This is a genomic window from Salinimonas lutimaris, from assembly GCF_005222225.1.
Classification (GTDB): domain Bacteria; phylum Pseudomonadota; class Gammaproteobacteria; order Enterobacterales; family Alteromonadaceae; genus Alteromonas; species Alteromonas lutimaris.
This window is the reverse complement of record NZ_CP036536.1, coordinates 2,674,922-2,700,623: the sequence shown is the minus strand read 5'-3', so window position 1 is coordinate 2,700,623 and position 25,702 is coordinate 2,674,922. Positions and strand designations below refer to the sequence as shown.

The following is a 25,702-nucleotide window of genomic DNA, read 5'->3' as shown; positions in this document are numbered from 1 at the left end:
AAATCGAAAAAACAGATGATTAGACTAACATACCGTAAAAAAAGCGGGACGCTAGCCGCCTAAACCACAAATTTTATACGGATACCCTTGATCAGCTACGACTCAGCCCCATTACTAGGCCACAAGCAAGCACAGCGTGATTGCCCGGCTAAAAAAACACCAAGTGAAAAAATGTTGGAAATTTTTATGCCAGAGGGCTGGAAAACGCGTTGAGTGACCCTATTGAAAGGGTAAATGAAAATTTGCCCTGATTTTTGAGTTGGAGGTACGCATGAGCGAAAAGCGCGACGAGCAAGCGCAACAGGAGCACGAGACTGAAGTAAACGAACAGTCAGTGCAGCCAGAAGCGCAGGAAATTCCGGTAACCGAAGGTGAAGTTGTCACTGAAGATGCGGAACCTGCAAATGAAGCAGAACAGCGCATTTACGAGCTGGAAAAAGCATTGTCTGAAGCGCAGGCTAAGTTTGATGAGCAGCAGGACAGCGTACTGCGTGCCCGTGCTGATATGGAAAATGCCCGCCGCCGTGCTGAAGCAGAAGTTGATAAAGCCCGCAAATTTGCTCTTGAGCGTTTTGCCGGTGAATTGCTTCCGGTTATCGACAACCTTGAGCGAGCTATTGAAGCAGGCGATACCAGTAATGAAGCGGTGAAATCGCTGCTTGAAGGTGTGGAAATGACCCATAAGTCGTTTTTAAGCACCATCGAAAAATTTGGATTGAATGTTATTAATCCACAGGGTGAAGCCTTTAACCCTGAGCTGCATCAGGCGATGTCGATGCAGGAAAGTGCAGACCACGAACCGAATACGGTAATGATGGTTATGCAAAAAGGTTTTGAGCTGAACGGCCGTCTGTTACGCCCGGCTATGGTAATGGTATCGCGCGCCCCAGCGGGTGGTGTAGATACTCAGGCGTAAGCAAAGTATTTTTGTTTTTTTGCGAATAACTATTGAAATAGTGGGGGAATAACCCCACTAAAAGTGCAGAAATTAAAGTTTAAAGTTTCGGAGACACGTAATGGGTAAAATCATCGGTATCGATTTAGGTACAACGAATTCATGTGTCGCAGTTCTAGACGGCGACAAACCTCGCGTAGTGGAAAACGCCGAGGGCGATCGCACCACGCCTTCTATCATTGCTTACACAAATGATGGCGAGACTCTGGTAGGTCAGGCTGCTAAACGTCAGGCAGTGACGAACCCGGAAAACACCTTATTTGCGATCAAGCGACTGATCGGTCGTCGTTTTCAGGATGACGAAGTACAGCGCGACATCGACATCATGCCTTACAAAATTGTAGGTGCGGATAATGGTGATGCATGGGTTGAAGCGAAAGGCGAAAAAATGGCGCCGCCGCAGATCTCTGCTGAAGTACTGAAAAAGATGAAGAAAACCGCAGAAGACTATCTGGGTGAAGAAGTGACTGCTGCGGTTATCACTGTACCAGCCTACTTCAACGATTCTCAGCGTCAGGCAACCAAAGATGCTGGTCGTATCGCGGGTCTTGAAGTTAAGCGTATTATCAACGAGCCAACAGCGGCCGCTCTTGCCTACGGTATGGACAAGAAAAAAGGCGATAACGTTGTTGCAGTATACGATTTAGGTGGTGGTACATTTGATATCTCTATCATCGAAATTGATGCGGTAGATGGCGAGCATACGTTTGAAGTACTGGCGACCAACGGTGACACGCACTTAGGTGGTGAAGACTTTGACAACCGTATGATCACTTACCTGGTTGACGAGTTTAAGAAAGATCAGGGCATTGACCTGCGTAAAGATCCACTGGCCATGCAACGTTTGAAAGAAGCCGGTGAGAAAGCGAAGATTGAACTGTCTTCTGCTCAACAAACAGAAGTAAATTTGCCGTACATCACTGCTGATTCTACTGGTCCTAAGCACCTGGCGATCAAAGTAACCCGTGCCAAGCTTGAATCTTTGGTAGAAGAGTTGGTAACCAAGTCGCTTGAACCAGTGAAAAAAGCACTGGCTGATGCTGATCTGTCAGTAAGTGACATCAACGACATCATCCTGGTGGGTGGTCAGACTCGTATGCCACTGGTACAAAAAACAGTGACTGAGTTCTTCGGCAAAGAGCCGCGTAAAGATGTTAACCCTGATGAAGCGGTAGCTGTTGGTGCAGCAATCCAGGGTGGTGTACTGGCTGGTGACGTTAAAGACGTGCTACTGCTGGACGTTACGCCTCTGTCGCTGGGTATCGAGACAATGGGTGGCGTAATGACCACACTGATTGAGAAGAACACGACTATTCCAACGAAGAAGTCGCAAACTTTCTCAACGGCTGAAGACAACCAGTCTGCAGTGACCGTACACGTACTGCAGGGTGAGCGTAAGCAAGCTGCTGGTAACAAGTCTCTGGGTCAGTTTAACTTAGAAGGTATTCGCCCGGCTGCTCGTGGTGTACCTCAGATTGAAGTTGCTCTGGATCTGGATGCTGACGGTATCCTGCATGTGTCTGCTAAAGATAAAGACACCGGCAAAGAGCAGAAGATCACAATCAAAGCGTCTTCTGGTCTGAGCGACGATGAAGTCGAAAAAATGGTAGCTGATGCAGAAGCTAACCGTGATTCTGACAAGAAGTTCGAAGAACTGATTCAGGCACGTAACCAGGCTGACGGTATGATTCACGCTACACGTAAGCAACTTGAAGAAGTTGGCGAGGCACTGAGTGCTGAAGATAAAGCGCCTATTGAAGCGGCACTGAGCGAACTGGAAACAGTATCGAAAGGCGAAGATAAAGAAGCTATCGAAGCCAAAACTCAGGAGCTGGTTGAAGCGTCCAGCAAACTGATGGAAGCAGCTCAGGCTAACCAACAAGCTCAGGGCGGCGCTGAAGCCGGTGCTGAACAAACTCAGAAGAAAGCCGACGACGATGTTGTTGACGCTGAGTTTGAAGAAGTAAAAGACGACGATAAGAAGTAAGCTGTCGTCCGGGCTTCGGATGTAGCCGGAGCCACATAACAGCCAGGCGCAGCAGGATCCTTCTTGTTGCGCCTTTGTTGTGTTAAGAAAGATGCAATTTTTGCAGAGTTAACGAATATTTAAGTGTGTGAGCATATCAGGCACTTGAGGTAACGAGTAGGAAAAGTAAGCGATATGTCGAAACGTGACTACTACGAAGTGCTAGGGGTAGACAAAAGCGCCACTGAACGCGAAATTAAAAAAGCGTACAAGAAAATGGCGATGAAATATCACCCCGACCGCACCCAGGGCGATAAAGCGCTGGAAGATAAATTTAAGGAAATTCAGGAAGCCTACGAGATCCTGACCGACGACCAGAAACGTGCTGCCTATGACCAATACGGCCACGCGGGTGTCGATCCTAACCGTGGTGGTGCAGGTTTCGGCGGTGGCGCTGACTTTGGCGATATCTTTGGCGACGTATTCGGGGATATCTTTGGCGGTGGTCGTGGTGGCCGTCAGTCCCGCGCCCGTCAGGGTGCAGATCTGCGTTATAATCTGGAATTGTCACTCGAGGAAGCTGTACGCGGTAAAGATGTAGAAATCCGTGTTCCCACCCTGGTCGGGTGTGAAGTGTGTGATGGCTCCGGGGCGAAAAAAGGCACCTCGCCAAAAACTTGTCCAACCTGTCATGGTCAGGGTCAGGTACAGATGCGTCAGGGCTTTTTTGCGGTACAGCAAACTTGTCCAACCTGTTCGGGTCGCGGCAAGATTATTGCTGATCCGTGTAACAGCTGTCATGGTCAGGGCCGGGTTGAGAAAACCAAGACCCTATCGGTTAAAATACCGGCCGGTGTGGATACCGGTGACCGCATTCGCTTAAACGGCGAGGGTGAAGCAGGCGAAGCCGGTGCACCAGCCGGCGATTTGTACGTGCAGGTACATGTACGCCAGCACAACATATTCACCCGTGATGGTAGCAATCTGTATTGTGAAGTCCCTCTTAGCTTTACTACTGCGGCACTAGGCGGCGAACTGCAGGTGCCCACGCTTGATGGTAAAGTGAAACTGAAAGTAGCACCTGAAACCCAGACAGGCCGTATGTTCCGTCTGCGTGGTAAAGGAGTGAAATCGGTGCGCAGTGGCGCTACTGGCGATCTGATGTGTAAGGTTGTGGTAGAGACACCGGTGAACCTGTCCAGCCGTCAAAAAGAACTGCTAAAAGAACTGGATGACTCGATGGGCGACGAAAAAGCAAAGCATCGTCCAAAAGAGCAGGGCTTTTTTGATGGTGTGAAAAAGTTTTTTGATGATCTGACCAACTAGTCTTAGCATCATCAATACTGCGTTTAAAAACCCTCTGTCTGCAAAGACAGGGGGTTTTTTACTTTTAGCATTAAATGACAAACAAGCATGGTCTTTAGTCTTAAAGTGTGCAAAATTAAACCAACCGTACACCACTGATACCTATCAACGGAGAGAGCATGACATTTGCCTTAAAGACCCTGATTATTGCCCTGAGCCTGAGCAGCCTGTCGTGCGCGATGGCTGCTGAGCCAACACCTGCGATGAATAAAAAGCACGCCGAAGCCTATACCGAATACCGGCAGTCGGTTTTTCAGCTGATAAAAAGCAACATGGCCCCGTTAGGTGGCATGGCTAAAGGGGCTATTGCCTATGATCCACAGGTGATGCAGACAAACGGAATGCGGATAGAGCAGCTGGCCGCCATGCTATCCGACTATTTACAGGTCGATACCAGCAAGTTTGATGTCAGCACTGAAGCCCGCCCTGTCATCTGGGACCAGTTTGATGATGTGCAGGCTAAAATTGCAGATTTGAAAACAGCTGCGGTAAATTTGCAGTCTGCTGCGCAAACCGGCGACGAAAGTCTGTATAAAAAAGCCATCGGCAAAGTAGGGGCCAGCTGTAAGTCCTGCCATGATGACTATAAAGAGTAATTCTGCTAACTAGCCGGCAAAGCCCTACTGAAGGCTTTGTCGTGCTTTTTCATCCACTGACCGTGATTGAGGCCTGCACTTCGTCGCAAACACTAAACTTTCTGCGGCAGTAGCCGTAATCCTCACAAAGAAAAAATAAATAAAATTATTTACAGTCATGCGGTCAGGCGACTGCAGGATTTTTTTGCGCTGAATTCAACTTTCGTCTACGTTTTATAAGAAAGTTGCCATATATGGCGACTTATCACCGGTAATCGGATTCCGGGGTTCAGGGTTATGTCAGGATAGGGAGGAGTATTAATGAAGCAGTTAGATGGGGTCGTGGTATATCCTCAATACTGTTTTTCAGACAAACTGAGTTCACTGATGCGGGTTATCAGTCAGTTGCCATCAGTCAGTGGCTGTTGGCTCACAAGTCAGAATGCCAGTACTTCCCCTGAATCTGCCAGCGCCGAATTTTGTCTGATTGCCGATAATACGCCTAAAACCTGGCAGCCAATGGATTTTACCGGATTGGTGTCACTGTTCTCAGGTCAGCCTGCCGGCGTGGTGTCGTTCATTCCGGCCGGTCAGGTCACCGCGAGTCCGGCTGAAGTTCAAAGCTGGGTTGTACTGCCGGTGAAATGCTCGCAGGACCAGACTTGCCTGATTATCTGCGCGCTGAATCAGTCAGGCGCTGACCGTCACATCAATGATACCTTACTGATGGTCGCCGACAGCCTGCGTCAGCTGTATCAGTCCAGTGCCGATTCTGCTTACCGCCAACAGATGCTTGAAGAAATCAGCCTGGCTGCACAAACCGGTGGCTGGTTATATCATGTCGATCGTCAGCAGATTGAATGGTCGCCGCAAACATTCCGTTTTTTTGGTATTTACGAAAACGGTCAAACCGATCCGTTACGCTGGCCGGTTACGTTCCCGGTCACCTCCCGCATGCAACTCAAACTGTTTATCGGTCAGGTGATGAAGGGCGAAGAGACCGGCGATGCTGAAGTGCTTTATCTGACCGGTAAAGGTAAGCAGCGCTGGGCGCGTTTCAGTGCCAGAAGGGGCGATAACAACCTGGTGGTCGGCACCATTAAAGATGTCAGTGAACAGCACCGGCTTTCTGACACCGAGCACAACTTTACGGTTTATCTTAAAGCGATTTTAGATAATCTGACCGATGCGGTTCTGACCGTTGATGACACCGGTATGATTATTACCGTGAATAATGCGGCTATGCCCACCTTTGGCTATGAGCCGGTTGATTTGCTGGGCGAGGATATCAGTACGGTAATGCCGGATATTTTCAGTCATCAGGATACAGTGCGGCAAATCAAACGCATCACCCGGAAGGGCGGGACGATGCATCAGGCTGTTGCCCTGCATGCCAACAAACAGCGTTTTCCGATCGAAGTGTCCATCTCAGAAATCGTGCAGGACAACTTTCAGCAATATGTGGTGATAGTAAGGGATATTACCGAGCGTAAGCAGGCTTCAGATGAAATCTATCGTATGGCTTACTATGACGAGGTGACCGGGCTACCTAATCTGAAGTCGTTTGAGCGCGATGTAAAGCAGCTGCTTGAGCAAACCTGTGATGTCAGACAGGAAATATACTGTGCGCTGATGGATATCGATAAGTTTTCTCAGCTCAATCTGATGCTGGGCAAGGATGTCGGCGATTTTGTTTTACAGCAGCTGGCATCCAGGATTGAAAAAACAATTTCGCCGCTGTTCAGAATTTATCGTGGTCATGCGGATCGTTTTTTTATTTTGTACAGCAACGGCTTTGCCAGACAGGACAAAGCTATGGCCGAGCTTATCAACGAAACCGAATGGCTGCTGCACAATGATGTATTAGCCGAGATGTATATTAATAGCCAGGCTCATCAGGTCAGTGCCTCGTTATCATCTGCAGTGATTGAGCCCCATATTGCCAGTTACGAAAAAGTCGTCGGTATACTGGAATTTGGCCGCGGCAGGGCAAAAGCCCAGGGGCTGGCGGGTAAAATAGCCTTTGACCGCAACGGCTTTTCTGATTATGAACGTCATAACCTGATTCGCCAGGCATTTCTGACATCAATGGAGCAAAATGAATTCTTTCTGGTTCTGCAGCCGCAGTATGACGCCAGTGGCGGAGTTGTCTGCTCTGAGGCGCTGCTGCGCTGGTCTCATGCTTCCCTGGGCTTTATCAGCCCGGCAGAGTTTATCCCCATTGCCGAAGAAAGCGATGTGATTGTAGATATTGGTTACTGGGTGTTAAACGAGGCCTGCCGTATTCTGGCCCATTGCGCCAATCAACAGATTGCGACCCGGATAGCCGTGAATATCAGCGGGCGGCATATTGCCCAGGCCGATTTTGGTGAACGGTTATTGCAGATAGTCGAAAAGTGGGGTGTCAGGCCCGAACAATTACAGCTAGAACTGACCGAAACCACGCTGGTAACCGCAATCAGTATCGTGCGCGAGCGCATGCATACCCTGTCTTCCTATGGCTTTGCCTTTTCAATTGATGATTTTGGCACCGGCTATTCCAGCCTGAGTTACCTTAAAGAATTGCCTATCAGTGAGCTGAAAATTGACCGTTACTTTGTTGATGAAATAAACATCAGTGGTGAGGATGTGCCTATCGTCAATACCATTATCGATATGGCTCAGGCGATGGGCGTGAGTACCGTAGCCGAAGGGATTGAAAATGACATTCAGTTGCAGTACCTGACCGAGCGCGGCTGCGACATTTTTCAGGGATTCTTCCTGTCCAGACCGATTCCGGTGGATGACTGGATAAGCGTGCTCAAAACCCGTAAAACCGGTTAACCGGTATAAGGCTGAAGTCTTATGCCCTGTGTCTGAAAAATACTCTACTGTAAGTGGTGATGAAAGTTTGCACGATGGGTTACATCGTGCCTGACAACAGGACACACCACCATGACATATCATGACCACTATCAACAGGCGCAGGACCACCCGAATGAGTTCTGGTTACAGCAGGCTCTGAAACTCAACTGGTTCGTACCACCGCAACAGGCACTGAGCCAGCATCAGGGCAAGTCTGTCTGGTTTGCCGACGGTCAGCTTAATACCTGTTTTCTGGCTCTGGACAGTCACGTTGAAAAGGGCCGCGGAGAGCAGACCGCGCTTATCTGGGACTCACCGGTGACCGGGCATAAGATCCGTTACACCTACCAGCAATTGTTAGAGGAGGTCAGCCGGTTTGCCGGTGTACTGACCACCCGGGGCGTGAGTAAGGGAGACCGGGTGGTGATCTATATGCCCATGATCCCGCAGGCTGCTATTGCGATGCTCGCGTGTGCCCGGCTGGGCGCTATCCACTCGGTGGTGTTTGGCGGATTTGCGCCCAGAGAGCTGGCGGTGCGTATCGATGATGCCAGACCTAAACTGATTGTGACCGCCTCATGCGGAATCGAAGCCGAGCGAATCATCGCCTACAAGCCTTTGGTTGATGCCGCCATGGATATGACCAGTCATCCGGTTGAAAGTTGTATTGTTTATCAACGTCAACAGTTACAGGCTGACTTACATCATGCCCGGGATATCGACTGGGATGTGGCAATGGCGGCAGCGCCGGAAACCGTCTGCGTATCTGTCAGTGCCACGGACCCACTTTATATTCTGTATACCTCTGGTACCACCGGCAAGCCCAAAGGCGTGGTCAGGGACAATGGCGGTCACGCTGTGGCCCTGAATTATTCACTGGCAGCAGTCTATAACCTCAAGCCCGGCGATGTGTTCTGGGCGGCGTCGGATGTGGGCTGGGTAGTCGGGCATTCCTATATTGTTTACGGTCCGCTTATCTTTGGTGCCACCACGGTGATGTTTGAGGGTAAACCAGTGAACACCCCGGATGCCGGCGCATTCTGGCGGGTAGTAAAAGCATATCAGGTTAATGTACTGTTTGCCGCGCCCACAGCTTTTCGGGCCATCCGCAAAGCTGATCCCTGTGCCCGGTTACTGCCACCTGATGCCTTGTCTTCACTCAATGCTGTCTTTATGGCCGGAGAACGGCTTGACCCGGCTACCTACGCCTGGGCCTGCGAGCACACTAAAAAACCGGTTATTGACCACTGGTGGCAGACGGAAACAGGCTGGCCCATATGTGCCAACCCCCTGGGGCTGGGGGATTATGCAGTAAAACCTGGCTCTTCAACCTTTGCCGTACCCGGTTACCGTGTGCAGGTACTGGACGGACAGGGGCAACCAGTTTCACCAGGAGAGCATGGCGCCATTGCGATTAAACTGCCGTTACCGCCGGGTTGTCTGCCAACCCTGTGGCAGGATGACGACCGGTTTCAGCAAAGCTATCTGCAGCAGTATCCCGGGTACTACACCTCAGGGGATGGCGGCTACCAGGATGAACAAGGCTATGTGTACATTATGGGACGCACGGATGATGTCATCAATGTGGCCGGACACCGGCTTTCCACCGGAGAAATGGAAGAGATTCTGGCTGGTCATGAGGCGGTGGCAGAATGTACTGTTATCGGTATAGACGATGCACTGAAAGGGCAAATCCCGGTTGGACTGGTTTTGCTCAAGGACGGGGTTGTCATCGACGAGGCGGTGCTACAGCAGGAACTTGTGGCACGGGTACGTCAACAACTCGGCCCGGTAGCGAGCTTTAAGCGTGCGGTAGTGGTGCCCCGGCTGCCTAAAACCCGTTCAGGTAAAATCCTGCGTAAGCTGCTGCGTCAGATAGCCCGGGATGCGCCTCTGTCGGTTCCTTCGACCATCGATGATCCTGATGCCGTCACTCAGATTCAGCAGGCCATGTACCAGCAAGGATTGGTCAAACGTTGACAAAAGTGACTCCAATTGTCATTTTTTTCGTAGTAAAACCATCAGTATCCGGAACTTAGCGGGATCGCATCCCGCTTTTTTCTGCTTATAAAATGACAGAGGGACCATGCGTAAAACATCGGGTTTAAAAGTAATTGGGGGACTGGCGGTAATTTCGGTAATGGGATTACTGGGCGGTTGTAGCGACAACGAAGTGGGCGATGTATCGCTGGGTTTATTTACCACCAAAGACATTAAAATTGACGCTTTGCAGGACCCGGTTGTCACCGGCGTAACCTGTCATATATCCAGTATTGAGGCGAACCTGGATTTGTCCGATCCGTCAGACAGCGCCATCGCCTGCCGCCAGACTGGTCCGATTACCGCGCAGATGCTGGAAAATATTGACTCATCGGCCTCGGGCGAAGTAATTTTCAGAAAGTCGAAAAGTGTCTTTTTCAAAAACATGAAGCTGCGCCGTATTTACGATCCGGGCTCAAAAACACTGATTTACCTGTCTTACAGTACAAAAGAAACCTCAGGCAGTTTTAAACACAGCTTGTCGACAGTGCCCCTGTGGGAAACCCAGGCCTTTGCCAATTAACATTGCAGGCCGGGTCAAAAGCCCGGCGCATTAGCGTCAATGCCGGGCATCATTAACGTCTTTTAGTAATACACCTCCTGAGCGGGCGCCTCAGGTGGTGCTATCTCCACCAGATAATAAGTCAGGCCAGCTGCCAGCAATGCCAGAATAACTGCCAGTAACAATTTCGATGAGCCAACCGGTGCGGCTTCAGTGTGTTTGCGACCGTGTACCATCGCCGGTACCAGACGCTGCTTTTTTATCACGGTATAAAACAGTATGGCTGCGATATGCAGCCCGATAAACCACAGCAGGGCGTCAAACACAGTGTGATGCAGGGTATTCATAAGATCCTGCACCGGCTCATCGACAGCTGTCCGCCACGGGCCATCTAAAAACACGTCATCGGTTAAAAATAGTCCGCTGATCGCCTGAGTAGCCACCGCGACAAGCATAAGGAGCACCATCCAGCCACCCAGCGGGTTGTGCCCGGCATGAGCCGGCGCCTGAGCATCCAGAATGGTGGTGGCATAACGCCACACCTGTACCGGCCCGGCCACAAACGAGCTGAATCGGGCATAGCGAGGCCCGACAAAGCCCCACGCCAGCCGAAAAATCAGCAGCCCGAGCAGACTGTACCCAATATAAAAATGCCACTGCATGGCGTCGTCCAGCCATTCTGCGGTGATGTACTGTAGCAACAGGCCAGCTACCAGCAGCCAGTGAAACAGGCGGGTCGGAATATCCCAGACAAGACGTTCTTTCATGTTGCACCTTTATTCTTAAAAATAAAATAAGTATTCATTTCATAATTTTGCCGCATTGTTCATTTATACGTCATTTTTAGCCAGAAACCTATCTTCTGGCTGTACCAGTAAATAAATTATCGGATTACGCTTTTCGGGGCTTGCATACCAGATTTGGTTAGGCAAAATGCATGGCAAATTGATAAAAGTGAAAATTGACATGAAAGTTGGAATTTTTGGTGCAAATGGTCGCATGGGTCGGGTTCTGATCGAAGCGATTGAAGAGCATGACGATGCGGCTCTGAGCCTGGCGACAGTGCGCGATGATTCTCCCTGGGTTGGAATGAATGTTGGCGAGCTGGCTGGCATCGGCAAACTGCCGGTAGATTGTAGCGCGGTATCACAGGTCAATCCTGATGATGTGGATGTGATGATTGACTTCACCCTGCCGGCCGCGTTTGATACAAACCTGGCCTGGTGTGTAAAACATGGCAAGCCGGTAGTGATTGGTACAACCGGTATGAGCGATGCACAGCTAAGCGCGCTGGATAAAGCCAGTGAATCGATTCCGGTCGTCTTTGCGGCCAACTACAGTGTCGGTGTCAATTTAATGCTATCACTGGTCCGACAGGCTGCCAGAGCATTAGGGCAGACCGCCGATATTGAGATTACCGAAGCTCACCATCGGTTTAAAAAAGATGCGCCATCAGGTACTGCCATGGCTATTGGTGAAGCGATTGCCGATGAGCTTGACCGGGACCTGAAAAACTGTGCAGTGTACGGACGTGAAGGAAAAGAGCCTGAGCGTGACCAGCAAACCATCGGTTTTGCTACGGTTCGTGCCGGCGATATCGTGGGCGAGCATACAGCTCTGTTTGCCGATATTGGTGAGCGTCTTGAGATCACACATAAGGCGTCAAGCCGGCTGACCTTCGCCCGTGGTGCGGTACGCGCAGCTGTATGGCTGAGCGACAAAACGCCGGGTTTGTACACCATGGGCGATGTTATCGGGCTGGAAAAGTAACGTTTATATAACACAAAACTAGTTATTTTGTGGTGTTTATTTTAAATACTCACTGAAAAAGGTGTTTTTGCACGTTTTAAAAATTTGGTCTAGACCCGACCCAAGATACTCTGTATACTTGTCGGAATTTGCCAGAATTTTTGCATTTCACATTGTGATTTGCATTTTTATTAGCTGCAAAGACTGTAAACGGGAAGTTGAATGAACAGGTTCAATTCCCGTTTTTTGTGAGTTTTGGTTCGAATGTACCGAAACACTCGGTTACCTTAATCTGGAGGTTGACTTGGCTAATTCTGCCCTTTTGGTGTTAGAGGATGGTTCTGTTTTTAAAGGTACGGCGATAGGTGCTTCAGGCACTTCAGTCGGGGAAGTTGTTTTTAATACTTCCATGACTGGCTACCAGGAAATTCTCACCGACCCCTCTTACGCTGAACAAATCATCACCCTGACTTATCCTCATATCGGTAATACCGGTACTAATTCTGAAGACGTTGAAGCTGACAAAATCTGGTCTAAAGGCCTGATAATCCGAGATCTTCCCCTGATCGCCAGCAACTTCCGTCAACAACAAACTCTCTCTGAATACCTTAAAGAAAAAAATGTCGTCGGCATTGCGGATATCGATACCCGTCGGTTAACCCGTGTGTTGCGCGAAAAAGGTGCGCAGAAGGGCTGTATTGTATGTACAGACGAGCTGGATGAGCAGGCCGCCCTTGAACAGGCGCGTGCATTCCCGGGTCTCAAGGGCATGGACCTGGCAAAAGAAGTCTGCATTAAAGAAACCCGGGAGTGGACCGGCGGTGCCTGGCAACTGGGTAAAGGGTATGTTGCCCCTGAAGCGGCGCCCAAGTATCACGTAGTCGCATACGATTTCGGGGTGAAACACAATATCCTGCGTATGTTGGTTGACCGGGGCTGTAAAGTGACATTAGTGCCGGCCCAAACACCAGCAGAGGACGTGATGGCTATGAATCCTGACGGCGTGTTTTTATCTAATGGTCCTGGCGACCCTGAGCCGTGTGACTATGCCGTTGCTGCAATCAAAACCATTGTTGATGCCAGCATTCCTACGTTTGGTATCTGCCTGGGTCACCAGTTACTGGCCATTGCCAGTGGTGCCAAATCAATGAAGATGAAATTTGGCCACCATGGGGCTAACCACCCGGTTAAAGATCTGCAACGCGGTAATGTGATGATCACCAGCCAGAACCACGGGTTTGCGGTGGATGAGAGCACACTGCCGGAGACCATCGAAGTGACCCATATTTCACTGTTTGATAAATCGCTTCAGGGCATTCATCGCAAAGACAAGCCAGCGTTCAGTTTCCAGGGACACCCGGAAGCCAGCCCAGGCCCTCAGGATGCGGCCCCGCTATTTGATCACTTTATCGAATTAATCGAACAAGCAAAGCAGTAGGAACGAGCCCGAACATGCCAAAACGTACCGACATTAAAAGTATTCTTATCCTTGGAGCCGGGCCTATTGTTATCGGCCAGGCCTGTGAATTCGACTACTCAGGCGCCCAAGCCTGTAAAGCATTGCGTGAAGAGGGGTACCGGGTCATTCTGGTTAACTCCAACCCGGCCACCATCATGACTGACCCGGAAATGGCTGATGCGACCTACATTGAGCCTATTCACTGGGAAGTGGTCCGTAAAATCATCGAAAAAGAAAAGCCGGATGCGATTCTGCCCACCATGGGTGGTCAGACTGCACTGAACTGTGCATTGGAACTGGACCGTGAAGGCGTACTGGCAGAATTTGGTTGTGAGCTGATTGGCGCTACTGCCGATGCGATCGACAAAGCCGAAGACCGTGACCGCTTCGATAAAGCCATGCGTAACATTGGCCTTGAATGTCCCCGTGCTGAAATTGCCCACAGTATGGATGAAGCCCATGATGTTCTGACCCGGATTGGTTTTCCGTGCATCATTCGTCCGTCTTTCACCATGGGCGGTTCCGGTGGTGGTATTGCCTACAACATCGATGAATTTAACGAAATCTGTCATCGCGGACTGGATCTTTCCCCAATTAATGAGCTGCTGATTGATGAGTCGCTGATTGGCTGGAAAGAGTATGAGATGGAAGTGGTCCGGGACAAAAATGATAACTGTATCATTGTTTGTACCATCGAAAACTTCGACCCGATGGGCGTACACACTGGTGACTCTATCACGGTAGCGCCGGCACAGACGCTGACCGATAAAGAATTCCAGATTATGCGTAATGCGGCGATGGCAGTACTGCGTGAAATCGGCGTTGAAACCGGTGGCTCCAACGTTCAGTTTGGGGTCGACCCGCAAACCGGTCGTATGGTTATCATTGAGATGAACCCGCGGGTATCCCGTTCTTCTGCGCTGGCTTCTAAAGCCACTGGCTTCCCGATTGCCAAAGTGGCTGCCAAACTGGCGGTGGGGTATTCGCTGGACGAACTGGCCAACGAAATTACCGGCGGTTTAACGCCGGCGTCATTCGAGCCGTCAATCGACTATGTAGTAACCAAAATTCCTCGCTTTAACTTTGAAAAATTTGCCGGTGCCAATGACCGACTGACGACCCAGATGAAGTCTGTGGGTGAAGTGATGGCGATGGGGCGTAACCAGCAGGAATCGCTACAAAAAGCGCTACGTGGACTGGAAGTGGGTGCAAATGGTCTGGATCCCATCCTTAACCTGGATGATCCGGATGCCCGTAGCAAGCTCGTATATGAGCTGCGTTTACCCGGTGCAGAGCGTATCTGGTATATTGCAGATGCATTCCGCATGGGCATGGATGTAGAAGAAATCTTCCGTCTGACGAACATCGACCGCTGGTATCTGGTGCAGATTGAAGATCTGGTGAAACTGGAAGCCGATGTGGCCGAGCGGGGGATTGCCAATATCGACGCCGACCTGATGCGTCAGTTAAAACGTAAGGGCTTCTCGGATGCACGTCTGGCCGCGCTGACCAACGTAGCTGAAAGTGATGTACGAGATGTTCGTCACGGCTTTGAGATTCACCCGGTATACAAGCGGGTAGATACCTGCGCGGCCGAATTTGCGACCAGCACGGCTTACATGTACTCCACGTACGATGAAGAGTGTGAAGCAGCGCCGTCTGACAAAGATAAAATTATGGTTATTGGCGGTGGTCCAAACCGGATTGGTCAGGGCATTGAGTTTGATTACTGCTGTGTACATGCGGCTCTGGCTCTGCGCGAAGACGGTTACGAAACGATTATGGTGAACTGTAACCCGGAAACTGTATCGACTGACTACGACACGTCTGATCGTCTGTACTTTGAGCCGGTGACACTGGAAGATGTGCTGGAAATCGTGAAAAAAGAACAGCCAAAGGGTGTGATTGTTCAGTACGGCGGGCAAACGCCGCTCAAACTGGCCCGCGACCTAGAAGCTAACGGCGTACCTATCATTGGTACACCGCCGGATGCGATTGACCGCGCTGAAGACCGTGAGCGTTTCCAGCACATGGTTAACAAGCTGAACCTGAAGCAACCAGCCAATGCGACTGTGACCAACTACGAGCAGGCGCTGGTGCAGGCAGAAGCCATCGGCTTCCCGCTGGTGGTTCGCCCATCCTATGTACTGGGTGGCCGTGCAATGGAAATTGTGTATGACATCAAGGATCTGAAACGGTATCTGACCGAAGCGGTGAAAGTGTCCAATGACTCACCGGTGCTGCTGGACCGTTTCCTGGATGATGCCATCGAAGTGGACATTGATGCTATCTGTGACGGCAAAGACGTTGTCATCGGTGGTATCATGGAGCATATTGAACAAGCGGGTGTTCACTCAGGTGATTCAGCCTGTTCACTGCCGCCTTATTCACTGAGTAAGGATGTGCAGGATGTAATGCGTCAGCAGGTTCGCGACATGGCACTGGAGCTGGGCGTTATCGGTCTGATGAATACTCAGTTTGCGATTAAGGATGGCGAGGTTTACCTGATTGAGGTTAACCCGCGTGCTGCGCGTACCGTACCGTTTGTATCCAAAGCCACAGGTATTCAGCTGGCTAAGGTCGCAGCCCGGGTCATGGCCGGTGTGAGCCTGGCAGAGCAGGGTGTAACCAGCGAAGTCATTCCACCATTTTTCAGTGTAAAAGAAGTGGTGCTGCCATTTGCCAAGTTCCAGGGTGTTGACCCGCTACTGGGCCCTGAAATGCGCTCTACCGGTGAGGTAATGGGCGTGGGTGAAACCTTTGAGGAAGCCTACGCCAAGGCTAACCTGGGCGCCAGTGCGCCACTGCCACAAGGCGGTAAAGTGCTGTTGTCAGTGCGTGATAACGACAAGCCTCGCGTGATAGCCCTGGCCAAACTGCTGGTTGAAAACGGCTTTGAAATCGAAAGTACCCGTGGTACAGCCACATCGCTGTATGATGCTGGTATCATGAGTACAGTGGTTAACAAAGTATCTGAAGGTCGCCCGAATATCGTCGATTCGATTAAAAACGGGGTGTACGACTACATCATCAATACAACAGAAGGCCGTCAGGCTATTTCTGACTCGGTATACATTCGCCGTGAAGCATTGCTGAATAAGATCACTTATACCACCACGATGAACGCCGCGTTTGCCACGGTGCAGGCAAAATCTGCCGATGATCGTAGCCGTGTTACATCCGTACAGGATCTGCACGCGCGTATTAAACATTGATGACAATTCACAGGATAAACGGTATCCTGTGAAGACAATGTGTTTGAAATCGTGCGCCTTTATGGCGCACTTTTTTTGATCATAAAACAACGAACAACAGGTGAGACAAATTCATGGCTCAGTATCCAATGACAGCTCACGGTGCAGAGCTTCTGCGCAACGAGCTTAACGAACTGAAATCAGTGACCCGCCCACGCATTATCGAATCGATCGCCGAAGCGCGGGAGCACGGTGATCTGAAAGAAAATGCTGAATATCACGCGGCTCGTGAACAACAAAGCTTTTGTGAAGGCCGCATTCAGGATATCGAAGCAAAGTTATCCAACGCTCAGATTATCGATGTGACCAAAATGGAAAATAACGGCAAGGTTATTTTTGGCGCTACGGTAACGATTCTGAACAGCGAAACAGACAAAGAAACCCGTTATCGCATTGTGGGCGATGACGAGGCGGATATCAAAAACAACCTTATCTCGGTTAACTCGCCGATTGCGCGTGGCCTGATTGGTAAGGAACTGGACGACGTGGTGACTATCCAGACCCCGGCTGGTCCAAAAGAATTCGAAATCATTGAAGTCGAATATCTGTAACCATCTACGGTTAGACCAATAAATAAAGGGAGCGCAGGCTCCCTTTTTACTCTTTGTTGTTGGCTATTGCTGTTTCATCGCAGCAAAGTAGCGTTTTATTGGCACCTCCCTGCGTTTTTTACCCGTCCGGTGTTACTCTGTATTTATCACATCATCACGTGAAGGGAATCTGTGCTCATGACAATCAAACGATGGCCAGTGCTATTACTGGCACTGCTGGCAGGCGGCTGCGCCAGTTATGTGGCCGATGAAATTACCCATTCAAAGGTGGCTAAGCCATTTACGGTTAAAGCGCTCAGTACATTACCCGCTGCGCTCGCCGGACAAGCCGGTTCTTTTTGTCAGGCACAATTAGCTTACTGCGTGCCCTATACGCTGGCATCACCCTATACGCCGTCTGCCCAACAGGCTCCCGTGACACTACAATGGTCGTCACAGCAAGGGCAGCTCACCTTCAACAAAGTATTCCGGTTTCCTGCCGCGCAGGCCGGGCAATATCACGGCACTATCATTTTGCTGCATGGCCATGGCGCATCGAAAGAAAGCTGGGCGATGACATCGGCTTATTTTCAGATGCTGGGCTTTTACACGTTAGCACCGGATTTGATGGGCGAGGGAGCTTCTCAGGCGCCGTTTGGTGTGGGGGTTAACGATGCTCCACTGCTTAACGCCCTGATAAACAGTGAGCGGGTACAACAACTGCCCGGGCCTGTCATCATTGCCGGGCACTCACTGGGTGCGCTGGCAGCGGTAAAAACCGCGCTGATAAGTCCGGTGCAGGGCGTGATGTTGTTTGCACCTATGCGCCGTTTTGACGAAGCATCGCTGGCGGTATCACAGGTATTTGCGCCTATTCGCAGCCGCTTTGTGCCGGATGCCAATATTCTTGATGGAGCACAGCTGACGCTTGAGCGGGCCGGGGTTTCACTAAAACAAACAGACATGCTTAATGATGTAGGCGAGCTGACAGTGCCTGTGCTGGTGTATGGCTCATCTGAAGATACTATCAGTAATCTGAATGAACAGCAGCGCTGGCAAGCTGCCGGAGCAACCCGGGTCGATGTGCAGGATGAAAACCATTTGTCTGTGGTAGCCATTGATAAGACGCAGGATCAGGCAATCACTCAGTGGTTATCAGTGCATTTCAATAGTGATAAAGTAAGAAAAAAGTAATATAACAGGGGAGAACACATGCCAGAGCCTGAGATCAAAACCCTCGAGTCCAGGGTGGTTTATGAAAATAAGTGGATGCGAGTGCGTGAAGATGCCATTGAGCGTCCCAGTGGAGCCAGAGGAATCTACAGCGTGGTCGAAAAGCCGCATTTTGCGATAATTCTGCCGATTGAAAACGACAGGGTATATCTGGTTGAACAATACCGTTATCCGGTAGGAGCACGTCAGCTCGAATTTCCGCAGGGGACCTGGGATGAAAACCCGGATGTTGATCCAGCGCAACTGGCCGCCGGGGAACTGCAGGAAGAAACCGGACTGGCGGCCAGTCAGTGGACGTATGTAGGCTTTCAGTATCTGGCTTACGGCATGAGCAATCAGGGCTACCACATTTATCTTGCCTCTGGTTTTACTCAACAACAGCAACAACTGGATGCCGAAGAAGAAGGACTGAAGGTTGTGTCTATGCCGATGGCTGAATTTGTTGAGAAAATCACAGCCGGGGAGATTTTGGATGCCTCGACCTGTAATGCCTTTGGGCTAGCGCGTTTAAAAGGGCTGGTGTAGGTTGTGACAGATTTTGAAGCTGCGGGTTTCTGGCGTCGTTTCTGTGCAGTGATGCTGGACGTGCTGTTATTTTTTGTATTTATTACTATTCCCGTGTCTTTGACATTGGGGTCGGTCATGCTCTCTACTGGTAGTGAGCCGCTTAACTGGGTGAACGTAACCTTTGGCTATGTACTGCCTTTCTTACTGACATTATGGTTCTGGCAGAAATTTCTGGGTACACCGGGTAAGATGCTGATGGGCATCCAGATTGTTGATTTTAATACGGGTCGCCGAGCCAGTGTGATTAAGTCTACTGTGCGTTATGTGGCATATCTGGTATCGATGATTCCGCTGGGGCTGGGCTTTTTATGGGTGGCGTTTGATAAAAACAAACGGGGCTTTCATGATCATTTATCCGGCACCGCAGTGATTGTTAAGCAGCCTGAATTCAGAGAGATGAAATAGCAACCGGGCGCCGGTGAGCGCCCATTACTTGATTATTGTTTGTCTTCAATACGGTGGGACGAACCAATTGCGATTTGCTGAGGTTTGGTGGCCTCAGGAATAATCCTTTCCATATCAATATGCAACAAGCCGTTCTCCAGATCAGCGCCGAGCACCCGCACATTGTCGCCAAGCTGGAACTTACGCTGAAAGTTACGCTCGGAAATACCTTTATGTAAAAACTGACGCTCCGGTGCGCCGGATACCGGTGATTTTTTACCGGTGATTGTCAGCGTATTCTCCAGCATCTCGATATTAATATCCTCTTTGGTAAAACCGGCTACTGCCATCGTAATGCGATACTGATTTTCTGCCATCAGCTCAATATTATACGGCGGATAACTACTTTGTTTTTCTGCCCGGGTTGCTGCATCAATCAGCGTGGCCAGATGGTCAGTACCGATAAATGAACGGTACAGGGGAGTTAAATCAATCGAAGGCATAACGCATATCCTTAAAAGTTAAGCAATATGAAACACAGAACAGCCTGAGGGTGAGTTACGGTTAAGCGCTCACGTTCAGCACCGCTCTTACGTGCAGACTACCTGCTTTTTGGCGGTTCAGCCACAGCTGCCGGACAATCAGAAATACCTCTGTAGACTAAAGGTGTAAATCCAGGCAGCTCATAATTGTATATAAAGTAACCTTGAGCACGTATAGCACAGCCCGGATTTAAGCTCTGCCAGAGATATTTATGGATAAACACACCCTGTTAAACTGCCTTAATGCCAGCTGGCGAAATGGCGTATTTGATATTCAGTATGCCCGTCAACAGGCGGCTTTACTGCCGCTGCTCAACAGTCAGTGTGTGGCTGAACTGGTGAGTAGCAAAGACTGCGGCATATCGTTTGTACAAGGATACAATCCTGACACCCCACTGGCAGCCTGGCTGCTAATGCGTAAACAACGTGAGGGCCGGTTGACAGTACCTGAGCAACGCTGGCTGGCCAGCGCGCTGCAGCAGCAACTGGAAAGAGAAGAACGGCACCCGTTATGCCGTCGCTTTGATACGCTATTTCCTCTATGCGGGGCGTTTTTGCGCAAAACCCCGCTGAATATTTTTGCCTGGCAGCATGACCCGGGTCCGGCTCTGCTTGATGAGGCAGAAGATTTTATCATGCTGGTCAGTGGCGGGTGCTGGTATGAGTATGGCGACAGCCAGAGCGCGCCGTTTATAGCGCATGCTTATGAGCAGGAAGCGGTTTTTGAGCATCTGCCGCTGCTGACTTTTTTGCTGACCGAACTGCTGACTTACTATCGTCCAGCCAATGAACGCTTTTTGCTCATTGCTGCGATGGACTTTCCGCTGCGCTCACAGCGCTCTTATCTGCTTAGCTGGCAGCGCATGATTGTGGCACATCTGTTTGAAGTGCTGCCTGCCGATGAGCTCAAACACCTCAGACAGAGTCTGCCCGTATCCCTGCTGACTTATCTGCAACAGCGCTACGCCAGCCATACCGGTAAACAGCGTGCGCTGCAAACACCATAATGACTATACCGGATGTTGTCTCGCCCACCGCTCCAGATGCGCAATAAAGGTGCTGACGGCCAGTGGCATATTGTCCCGGGCCGGGTAGAGCACATGGATAGAGATAGAGGGCACAATCTGCCAGTCTGCCAGCAGCGGAACCAGTCTGCCGTCGGCCAGTGCATCGCGAACATGCCAGTCAGACAACACAGCGATTCCGTGGCCGGCCAGTGTCATCTGATACACGCTCTCGCCCAGCGTAGAGGCAAAGCGAGGAGACAGCCGGATAGTTTTACTGATATTGTTTTGTCTGAACTGCCAGCTGCTTTCCTTGCCTACCACCAGTAAGCTGTGCTGATGTAACGCATCAGGATGATCGGTAAAACCATACCGGGCCAGATAACCCGGTGCAGCACACAACACCCGCCCTGAGTCAGCCAGATGCCGGCCAATCAAAGATGAATCCCGTAGCGGGCCATGCCGGATTGCCACATCAATGCCCCGTTCCACCATATCGACCGGCTCATCGGTGGCCAGAATATCAATATTGACCTGTGGATTCTGACTCAGAAAATGGCTGAGAAAAGGGGCTAGATAACCTTGTGAAAAAGAGGCCGAAGCGGTCAGGCGAACAGTGCCCTGTAGCTGGGCGTTGGCACTGAACAGTGATTCGGTCTGACTGACACTGCGCAAAATATCGCTAACCTGCTGATACAGTTTCTGACCATTATCGGTAGGACTGATAGACCGGGTAGTCCGGTAGAACAACTTAACCGACAGTTTATTTTCCAGGCTGAACAGCCGTTTACTGGCTGCCGCGGCGCTGATGTTGAGGCTGTCGGCGGCCTGCCGGATAGAACCGGTTTCAAATACTTTACTGAACAGGCGAAGTTCATCGATTGAATCAAGCATGATTAATAACTTTTAGTTGATAAATCATCAATGATTATACGCTAATAAGTTCTTAATATGAGTGCTAATCTGCGCCTCACACAATGACTGAGGAGTTTTTATGCAAGCTATCGCAATTGAACGTCATGGCGGCGTCGATGTTCTGCAAACAATTGATGTGGCTATCCCTGAAGCGGCTGTCGGGGAAGTGGTGATTCGGGTTGAGGCGTCCAGCGTGAACCCGGTTGATACCAAAATAAGACAGGGCAGTGAAGGTACCGACGGCATGCAGTATCCTGCAATATTGCATATGGATGTGGCAGGCACGGTGACGCAGGTTGGTCAGGGCGTCACCGGGTTTGCTGTTGGTGATGAGGTTTATGGTTGTGTGGGGGGGATTGTAGGTATGCCCGGCACTCTGGCAGATTATGTCGCCGCCGATGCGCGTCTGCTGGCAATCAAGCCGGCATCACTCAGCTTTGCTCAGGCGGCTGCATTACCGCTGGTGGCTATTACTGCCTGGGAAGCCATAGTGGATCGGGCCGACATAACCCTTAATGACAAGGTACTGGTACACGGTGGTACCGGTGGCGTAGGTCATATTGGGGTACAGCTGGCCAAAGCACAGGGTGCGCATGTGACCGCCACGGTGCAGGATGAAGAAAAAGCCGCGATTGCCAGAACCCTGGGCGCCGATGAAACTGTGTTGTATCGGCATGAATCACCGGCATCTTATACCGCACGGATCACCGGCTCAGGATTTGATACCGTATTTGATACGGTGGGAGGTCAGGTGCTGCAAAACTCACTGCAGGCAGCCCGTCTCAAAGGGCATGTCATTTCAACTATCGGTTACGATAACTATGACCTGACGCTCATGCACTTTAAAGCCCTGCGGCTGGATGTGGTCTTTATGGCCATATCGCTGATTCATGATATTGACCGGGCCACGCACGGCAACATACTACGTCGGTTAAACGGACTGATTGAAAAAGGTCAGCTAACCCCGCTGATAGACAGCACGCACCCCTTTACCCTGGACGGGGCCAGACAGGCACACCTGCGTCTGGAGTCGGGTCAGGCTACAGGGAAAGTGGTGATTGCCCGCTAGCCGTGCTGAACATGCTTCTATCAGGCAGTGCAGTTGGACTGCCTGTTAGTTAGTTTTTACCAGCTTGAAAATAGCATTTACAGCTTGCTTTAATTTACTTACACCGGGCAGGGCAGATGCCTTTCACACCCGACAGATTGCACATCGCCACCCGACATCAATGATAAAATATAAGATGTTATTAAACTTTGTTGATTTATTCGCAGCAAAGTCATAAGACGCTGATTTTAGTCAGTACTTACCAACAAAAGTTCCCGATTTTTGCGCTGGGCAGTCAGAACACCTGAACCTGGATTTTACTAACCGGTGAATGTGTTTTGGTTAGTCAGTGAACAAGCCCGCTTAACTTACGTAAGTAGTTATATCTTCAGCGTTACTTTTTATTTGTCTTAGGAGGTGCGTGTGCGCATTTTTGCCGTTTTCGGCGTTATTCTCGGGTTGATATTTGCTCTTGGCGGTGGATATCTGCTTTCGTTAGGTGGTAGCGGGTATTATTTACTGGCTGGATTTGTACTGATTGCCAACGGAGCGCTGGCATGGAAAAAGCAGAGTCTGGCTTACTCTTTGTACGCTGCTTTTCTGGCTGTCACTCTGGCCTGGGCGTTGTGGGAGTCGGGTTATTATTGGTGGGCCCTGGCTGCACGCATGGGTCTGCTGCTGATTCTGGCAATCCCTCTGTTACTGGTTAATCTACCTGGCAGAGCAAAACTGGCCTCAGTATGGGCGATTGTAGCGCTTATCTCTGTGGGTAGTGTATTCAATGACCCGTTTGATAAATCAGGCAATCTGGCCACCGAGCAGGTCAATGCCGGCGCAGATCTGGGCGAGTCGCCGGAAGATGGCTGGCAGGCCTACGGGCGTTCTAACATGGGCCAGCGCTACTCGCCGCTAACCCAGATTGACCCTGATAATGTCGACAAACTTGAACAGGCGTGGGTCTATCAGACCGGCGATACTAAAGGTGAGGGCGATCCGGGCGAAACCACTTACGAGGCAACACCGCTGAAAATCGGCAACAGTCTGTACCTGTGTACGCCGCACAACTGGCTGATTGCGCTGGACGCAGACACCGGTGAAGAGCGCTGGGTGTATAATGCCAAAGTGGGTAAAGAATTACAGCGCCAGCATCAGACCTGTCGTGGTGTGTCATACAAAGCGCCTGAGACAAACACTGTGCCGCAAGCCGAAAAACAGTCGCAGCCTTCAGAAACACTGGCTGCCAAACAGTGTGATGCCAAGCTTTATATGCCTACCTCGGATGCCCGTCTGCTGGCGCTGGACCCGCAAACCGGCGCACTGTGTAAAGACTTTGGCGACAACGGCGCTATTGACCTGACTCAGGGCATGCCGTTTAAGCAGGATGGTTATTATTATTCAACCTCACCGCCGGTAGTGGAAAACGGCATGGTGATCGTGGCCGGCGCGGTTAACGATAACTACAATATCCATTCTCCTTCCGGTGTTATCCGTGGCTATGATGCTGACAGCGGTGAACTGGTCTGGAACTGGGACCCGGCGCAGCCTGAACAGACCCAGCCGATTGCCGGTGATGAGACCTACACAGAGTCATCACCTAACAGCTGGTCTGTTGCCAGCTCAGACCCGGAACTGGGGCTGGTTTACTTCCCGATGGGTAACCGGACGCCGGATCAGCTGGGTATGTATCGCAGCGACGCTGAGGAAAAATATTCAACGTCAGTGGTCGCGCTGCACATTGATACGGGTAAAGTCGCCTGGGTGCAGCAGTTTGTTCACCATGATTTGTGGGATATGGACACACCGGCCCAACCGGTGTTATTTGAACACAAAGCTAAAGACGGAACTAAAACCCCGGCCCTGCTGGTGCCAACCAAACAGGGTGATGTTTATGTACTGAACCGGGAAACCGGCGAACCTATTTTTCCTATCTATGAAGAAAAAGTACCGCAGGGCACTATCCCCGGCGATCATGCCGCGCCCACTCAGCCCACTTCAGGTTTGTCATTTAAACCTGAGCCGCTGACCGGGCAGGATATGTGGGGCGCCACCCCTGTTGATCAGATGATTTGCCGTATTCAGTTCCATAAACTGCGCTATGAAGGGCGTTACACGCCACCGTCTGAGCAGGGAACACTGGTTTACCCGGGCAACTTTGGAGTCTTCAACTGGGGCAGCGTGGCCGTAGATCCTGAGCGACAGGCCATGTTTGGTATGCCGCTGTATCTGGCGTTCGTATCGAAGCTGATTCCAAACGATGGCAAGGCTGATTTGGGCCCGATGAACCAGGGTGAACAGGGCGTCAATGCCAACGAAGGCGGGCCGTACTCAGTATCCCTGAGCCCGTTTTTATCGGTGGCCGGCATTCCGTGTCAGCAGCCTCCCTGGGGGTATGTGGCCGGCGTTGATCTGCAAACCGGTGAGAAAGTGTGGCAGCATAAAAACGGCACCATCTATGATATGACGCCGTTCCCGTTGCCAATTAAACTGGGCATGCCGGGTATCGGTGGCCCTGTCATTACCAAAGGCGGTGTTGTGTTTATGTCGGCTGCGGTAGATAACTTTATCCGTGCTTATGACCTGACCACCGGTGAAGTGTTATGGAAAGCGCGCTTACCGGCAGGTGGGCAGGCAACGCCAATGACCTATATGAACAGTAAAGGCGAACAGATGGTGATTCAGGTTGCCGGGGGCCACGGCTCTGTCGGTACTACGCTGGGTGACTACGTGGTAGCCTATAAACTGAAAAAATAAGCTGTTAAAGCGCCAGCGT

The 25,702-nt window shown here is 50.6% G+C and carries 20 protein-coding genes; 17 read left to right on the top strand and 3 right to left on the bottom strand.

Features of this window, described 5'->3' with window-relative positions:
- The first annotated feature begins 271 nt into the window (after positions 1-271).
- From grpE to EZV72_RS11785, 7 genes are all read left to right on the top strand, one after another.
- Entirely contained in the window at positions 272-916 is a 645-nt protein-coding gene (gene grpE, locus EZV72_RS11815; RefSeq protein WP_137167436.1) for a nucleotide exchange factor GrpE, read from the top strand.
- A 100-nt stretch (positions 917-1,016) separates the two neighbouring features.
- Positions 1,017-2,942, top strand: coding sequence for a molecular chaperone DnaK (dnaK, locus tag EZV72_RS11810; protein ID WP_137167435.1), 1,926 nt, complete (start codon positions 1,017-1,019; stop codon positions 2,940-2,942).
- 174 nt (positions 2,943-3,116) lie between these two features.
- Positions 3,117-4,247: a molecular chaperone DnaJ gene (gene dnaJ / locus EZV72_RS11805; protein WP_137167434.1), complete on the top strand. Its 1,131-nt coding sequence runs from the start codon at positions 3,117-3,119 to the stop codon at positions 4,245-4,247.
- 158 nt (positions 4,248-4,405) lie between these two features.
- The gene (locus EZV72_RS11800) at positions 4,406-4,882 is read left to right on the top strand and encodes a c-type cytochrome (RefSeq protein ID WP_137167433.1); all 477 of its coding nucleotides are present in this window, start codon (positions 4,406-4,408) and stop codon (positions 4,880-4,882) included.
- 300 nt (positions 4,883-5,182) lie between these two features.
- Positions 5,183-7,684, top strand: a complete 2,502-nt coding sequence (locus EZV72_RS11795) for a putative bifunctional diguanylate cyclase/phosphodiesterase (protein ID WP_137167432.1) — start codon at positions 5,183-5,185, stop codon at positions 7,682-7,684.
- Positions 7,685-7,795: 111 nt separating this feature from the next.
- A complete protein-coding gene (locus EZV72_RS11790; protein WP_137167431.1) occupies positions 7,796-9,685 on the top strand; it encodes an acetate--CoA ligase in 1,890 nt (629 codons plus the stop codon).
- Between the two features lie 160 nt (positions 9,686-9,845).
- Entirely contained in the window at positions 9,846-10,268 is a 423-nt protein-coding gene (locus tag EZV72_RS11785) for a CreA family protein (RefSeq protein ID WP_137168737.1), read from the top strand.
- 62 nt (positions 10,269-10,330) lie between these two features.
- Here EZV72_RS11785 and EZV72_RS11780 read toward each other — a convergent pair whose 3' ends face one another.
- A complete protein-coding gene (locus EZV72_RS11780; protein ID WP_137167430.1) occupies positions 10,331-11,014 on the bottom strand; it encodes a cytochrome b/b6 domain-containing protein in 684 nt (227 codons plus the stop codon).
- Between the two features lie 199 nt (positions 11,015-11,213).
- On the opposite strand from EZV72_RS11780, the gene dapB reads away from it, so the two are divergent.
- From dapB to EZV72_RS11745, 7 genes are all read left to right on the top strand, one after another.
- A complete protein-coding gene (dapB, locus tag EZV72_RS11775) occupies positions 11,214-12,017 on the top strand; it encodes a 4-hydroxy-tetrahydrodipicolinate reductase (RefSeq protein ID WP_137167429.1) in 804 nt (267 codons plus the stop codon).
- Between the two features lie 283 nt (positions 12,018-12,300).
- A complete protein-coding gene (carA, locus tag EZV72_RS11770; protein ID WP_137167428.1) occupies positions 12,301-13,434 on the top strand; it encodes a glutamine-hydrolyzing carbamoyl-phosphate synthase small subunit in 1,134 nt (377 codons plus the stop codon).
- Between the two features lie 14 nt (positions 13,435-13,448).
- Positions 13,449-16,670 carry a carbamoyl-phosphate synthase large subunit gene (carB, locus tag EZV72_RS11765; protein ID WP_137167427.1) on the top strand — a complete coding sequence of 1,074 codons (3,222 nt, stop codon included), beginning with the start codon at positions 13,449-13,451 and terminating at the stop codon, positions 16,668-16,670.
- A 113-nt stretch (positions 16,671-16,783) separates the two neighbouring features.
- Positions 16,784-17,260 carry a transcription elongation factor GreA gene (greA, locus tag EZV72_RS11760; RefSeq protein ID WP_137167426.1) on the top strand — a complete coding sequence of 159 codons (477 nt, stop codon included), beginning with the start codon at positions 16,784-16,786 and terminating at the stop codon, positions 17,258-17,260.
- A gap of 177 nt (positions 17,261-17,437) precedes the next feature.
- Positions 17,438-18,433 carry an alpha/beta hydrolase gene (locus EZV72_RS11755; protein WP_137167425.1) on the top strand — a complete coding sequence of 332 codons (996 nt, stop codon included), beginning with the start codon at positions 17,438-17,440 and terminating at the stop codon, positions 18,431-18,433.
- Between the two features lie 18 nt (positions 18,434-18,451).
- Positions 18,452-18,997, top strand: coding sequence for an NUDIX domain-containing protein (locus tag EZV72_RS11750; protein WP_137167424.1), 546 nt, complete (start codon positions 18,452-18,454; stop codon positions 18,995-18,997).
- A 3-nt stretch (positions 18,998-19,000) separates the two neighbouring features.
- Positions 19,001-19,444: an RDD family protein gene (locus EZV72_RS11745; RefSeq protein WP_137167423.1), complete on the top strand. Its 444-nt coding sequence runs from the start codon at positions 19,001-19,003 to the stop codon at positions 19,442-19,444.
- Positions 19,445-19,476: 32 nt separating this feature from the next.
- Here the strand turns inward: EZV72_RS11745 and EZV72_RS11740 are convergent, their stop codons facing one another.
- The gene (locus EZV72_RS11740; RefSeq protein WP_137167422.1) at positions 19,477-19,926 is read right to left on the bottom strand and encodes an Hsp20 family protein; all 450 of its coding nucleotides are present in this window, start codon (positions 19,924-19,926) and stop codon (positions 19,477-19,479) included.
- A gap of 251 nt (positions 19,927-20,177) precedes the next feature.
- On the opposite strand from EZV72_RS11740, the gene EZV72_RS11735 reads away from it, so the two are divergent.
- Positions 20,178-20,972, top strand: a complete 795-nt coding sequence (locus EZV72_RS11735; RefSeq protein ID WP_137167421.1) for a hypothetical protein — start codon at positions 20,178-20,180, stop codon at positions 20,970-20,972.
- Positions 20,973-20,975: 3 nt separating this feature from the next.
- Here the strand turns inward: EZV72_RS11735 and EZV72_RS11730 are convergent, their stop codons facing one another.
- Positions 20,976-21,863 carry a LysR family transcriptional regulator gene (locus tag EZV72_RS11730; protein ID WP_137167420.1) on the bottom strand — a complete coding sequence of 296 codons (888 nt, stop codon included), beginning with the start codon at positions 21,861-21,863 and terminating at the stop codon, positions 20,976-20,978.
- Between the two features lie 100 nt (positions 21,864-21,963).
- Between EZV72_RS11730 and EZV72_RS11725 the strand changes: the two genes are divergently transcribed.
- A complete protein-coding gene (locus tag EZV72_RS11725) occupies positions 21,964-22,953 on the top strand; it encodes a zinc-binding dehydrogenase (protein ID WP_137167419.1) in 990 nt (329 codons plus the stop codon).
- Between the two features lie 402 nt (positions 22,954-23,355).
- On the top strand, positions 23,356-25,683 hold the full coding sequence (locus tag EZV72_RS11720) for a glucose/quinate/shikimate family membrane-bound PQQ-dependent dehydrogenase (RefSeq protein WP_137167418.1): 2,328 nt from the start codon (positions 23,356-23,358) through the stop codon (positions 25,681-25,683).
- The last annotated feature ends 19 nt before the right edge of the window (positions 25,684-25,702 follow it).

Bases quoted from the DNA above. Each gene is read 5' to 3' on its own strand.
- greA (WP_137167426.1), top strand. From the start codon at position 16,784: ATGGCTCAGTATCCAATGACAGCTCACGGTGCAGAGCTTCTGCGCAAC.
- EZV72_RS11725 (WP_137167419.1), top strand. From the start codon at position 21,964: ATGCAAGCTATCGCAATTGAACGTCATGGCGGCGTCGATGTTCTGCAA.
- grpE (WP_137167436.1), top strand. From the start codon at position 272: ATGAGCGAAAAGCGCGACGAGCAAGCGCAACAGGAGCACGAGACTGAA.
- EZV72_RS11740 (WP_137167422.1), bottom strand. From the start codon at position 19,926: ATGCCTTCGATTGATTTAACTCCCCTGTACCGTTCATTTATCGGTACT.
- EZV72_RS11755 (WP_137167425.1), top strand. From the start codon at position 17,438: ATGACAATCAAACGATGGCCAGTGCTATTACTGGCACTGCTGGCAGGC.
- EZV72_RS11730 (WP_137167420.1), bottom strand. From the start codon at position 21,863: ATGCTTGATTCAATCGATGAACTTCGCCTGTTCAGTAAAGTATTTGAA.
- EZV72_RS11750 (WP_137167424.1), top strand. From the start codon at position 18,452: ATGCCAGAGCCTGAGATCAAAACCCTCGAGTCCAGGGTGGTTTATGAA.
- EZV72_RS11800 (WP_137167433.1), top strand. From the start codon at position 4,406: ATGACATTTGCCTTAAAGACCCTGATTATTGCCCTGAGCCTGAGCAGC.
- carB (WP_137167427.1), top strand. From the start codon at position 13,449: ATGCCAAAACGTACCGACATTAAAAGTATTCTTATCCTTGGAGCCGGG.
- dnaJ (WP_137167434.1), top strand. From the start codon at position 3,117: ATGTCGAAACGTGACTACTACGAAGTGCTAGGGGTAGACAAAAGCGCC.
- EZV72_RS11795 (WP_137167432.1), top strand. From the start codon at position 5,183: ATGAAGCAGTTAGATGGGGTCGTGGTATATCCTCAATACTGTTTTTCA.
- EZV72_RS11785 (WP_137168737.1), top strand. From the start codon at position 9,846: ATGGGATTACTGGGCGGTTGTAGCGACAACGAAGTGGGCGATGTATCG.
- EZV72_RS11790 (WP_137167431.1), top strand. From the start codon at position 7,796: ATGACATATCATGACCACTATCAACAGGCGCAGGACCACCCGAATGAG.
- EZV72_RS11735 (WP_137167421.1), top strand. From the start codon at position 20,178: ATGGATAAACACACCCTGTTAAACTGCCTTAATGCCAGCTGGCGAAAT.
- dapB (WP_137167429.1), top strand. From the start codon at position 11,214: ATGAAAGTTGGAATTTTTGGTGCAAATGGTCGCATGGGTCGGGTTCTG.
- dnaK (WP_137167435.1), top strand. From the start codon at position 1,017: ATGGGTAAAATCATCGGTATCGATTTAGGTACAACGAATTCATGTGTC.
- EZV72_RS11780 (WP_137167430.1), bottom strand. From the start codon at position 11,014: ATGAAAGAACGTCTTGTCTGGGATATTCCGACCCGCCTGTTTCACTGG.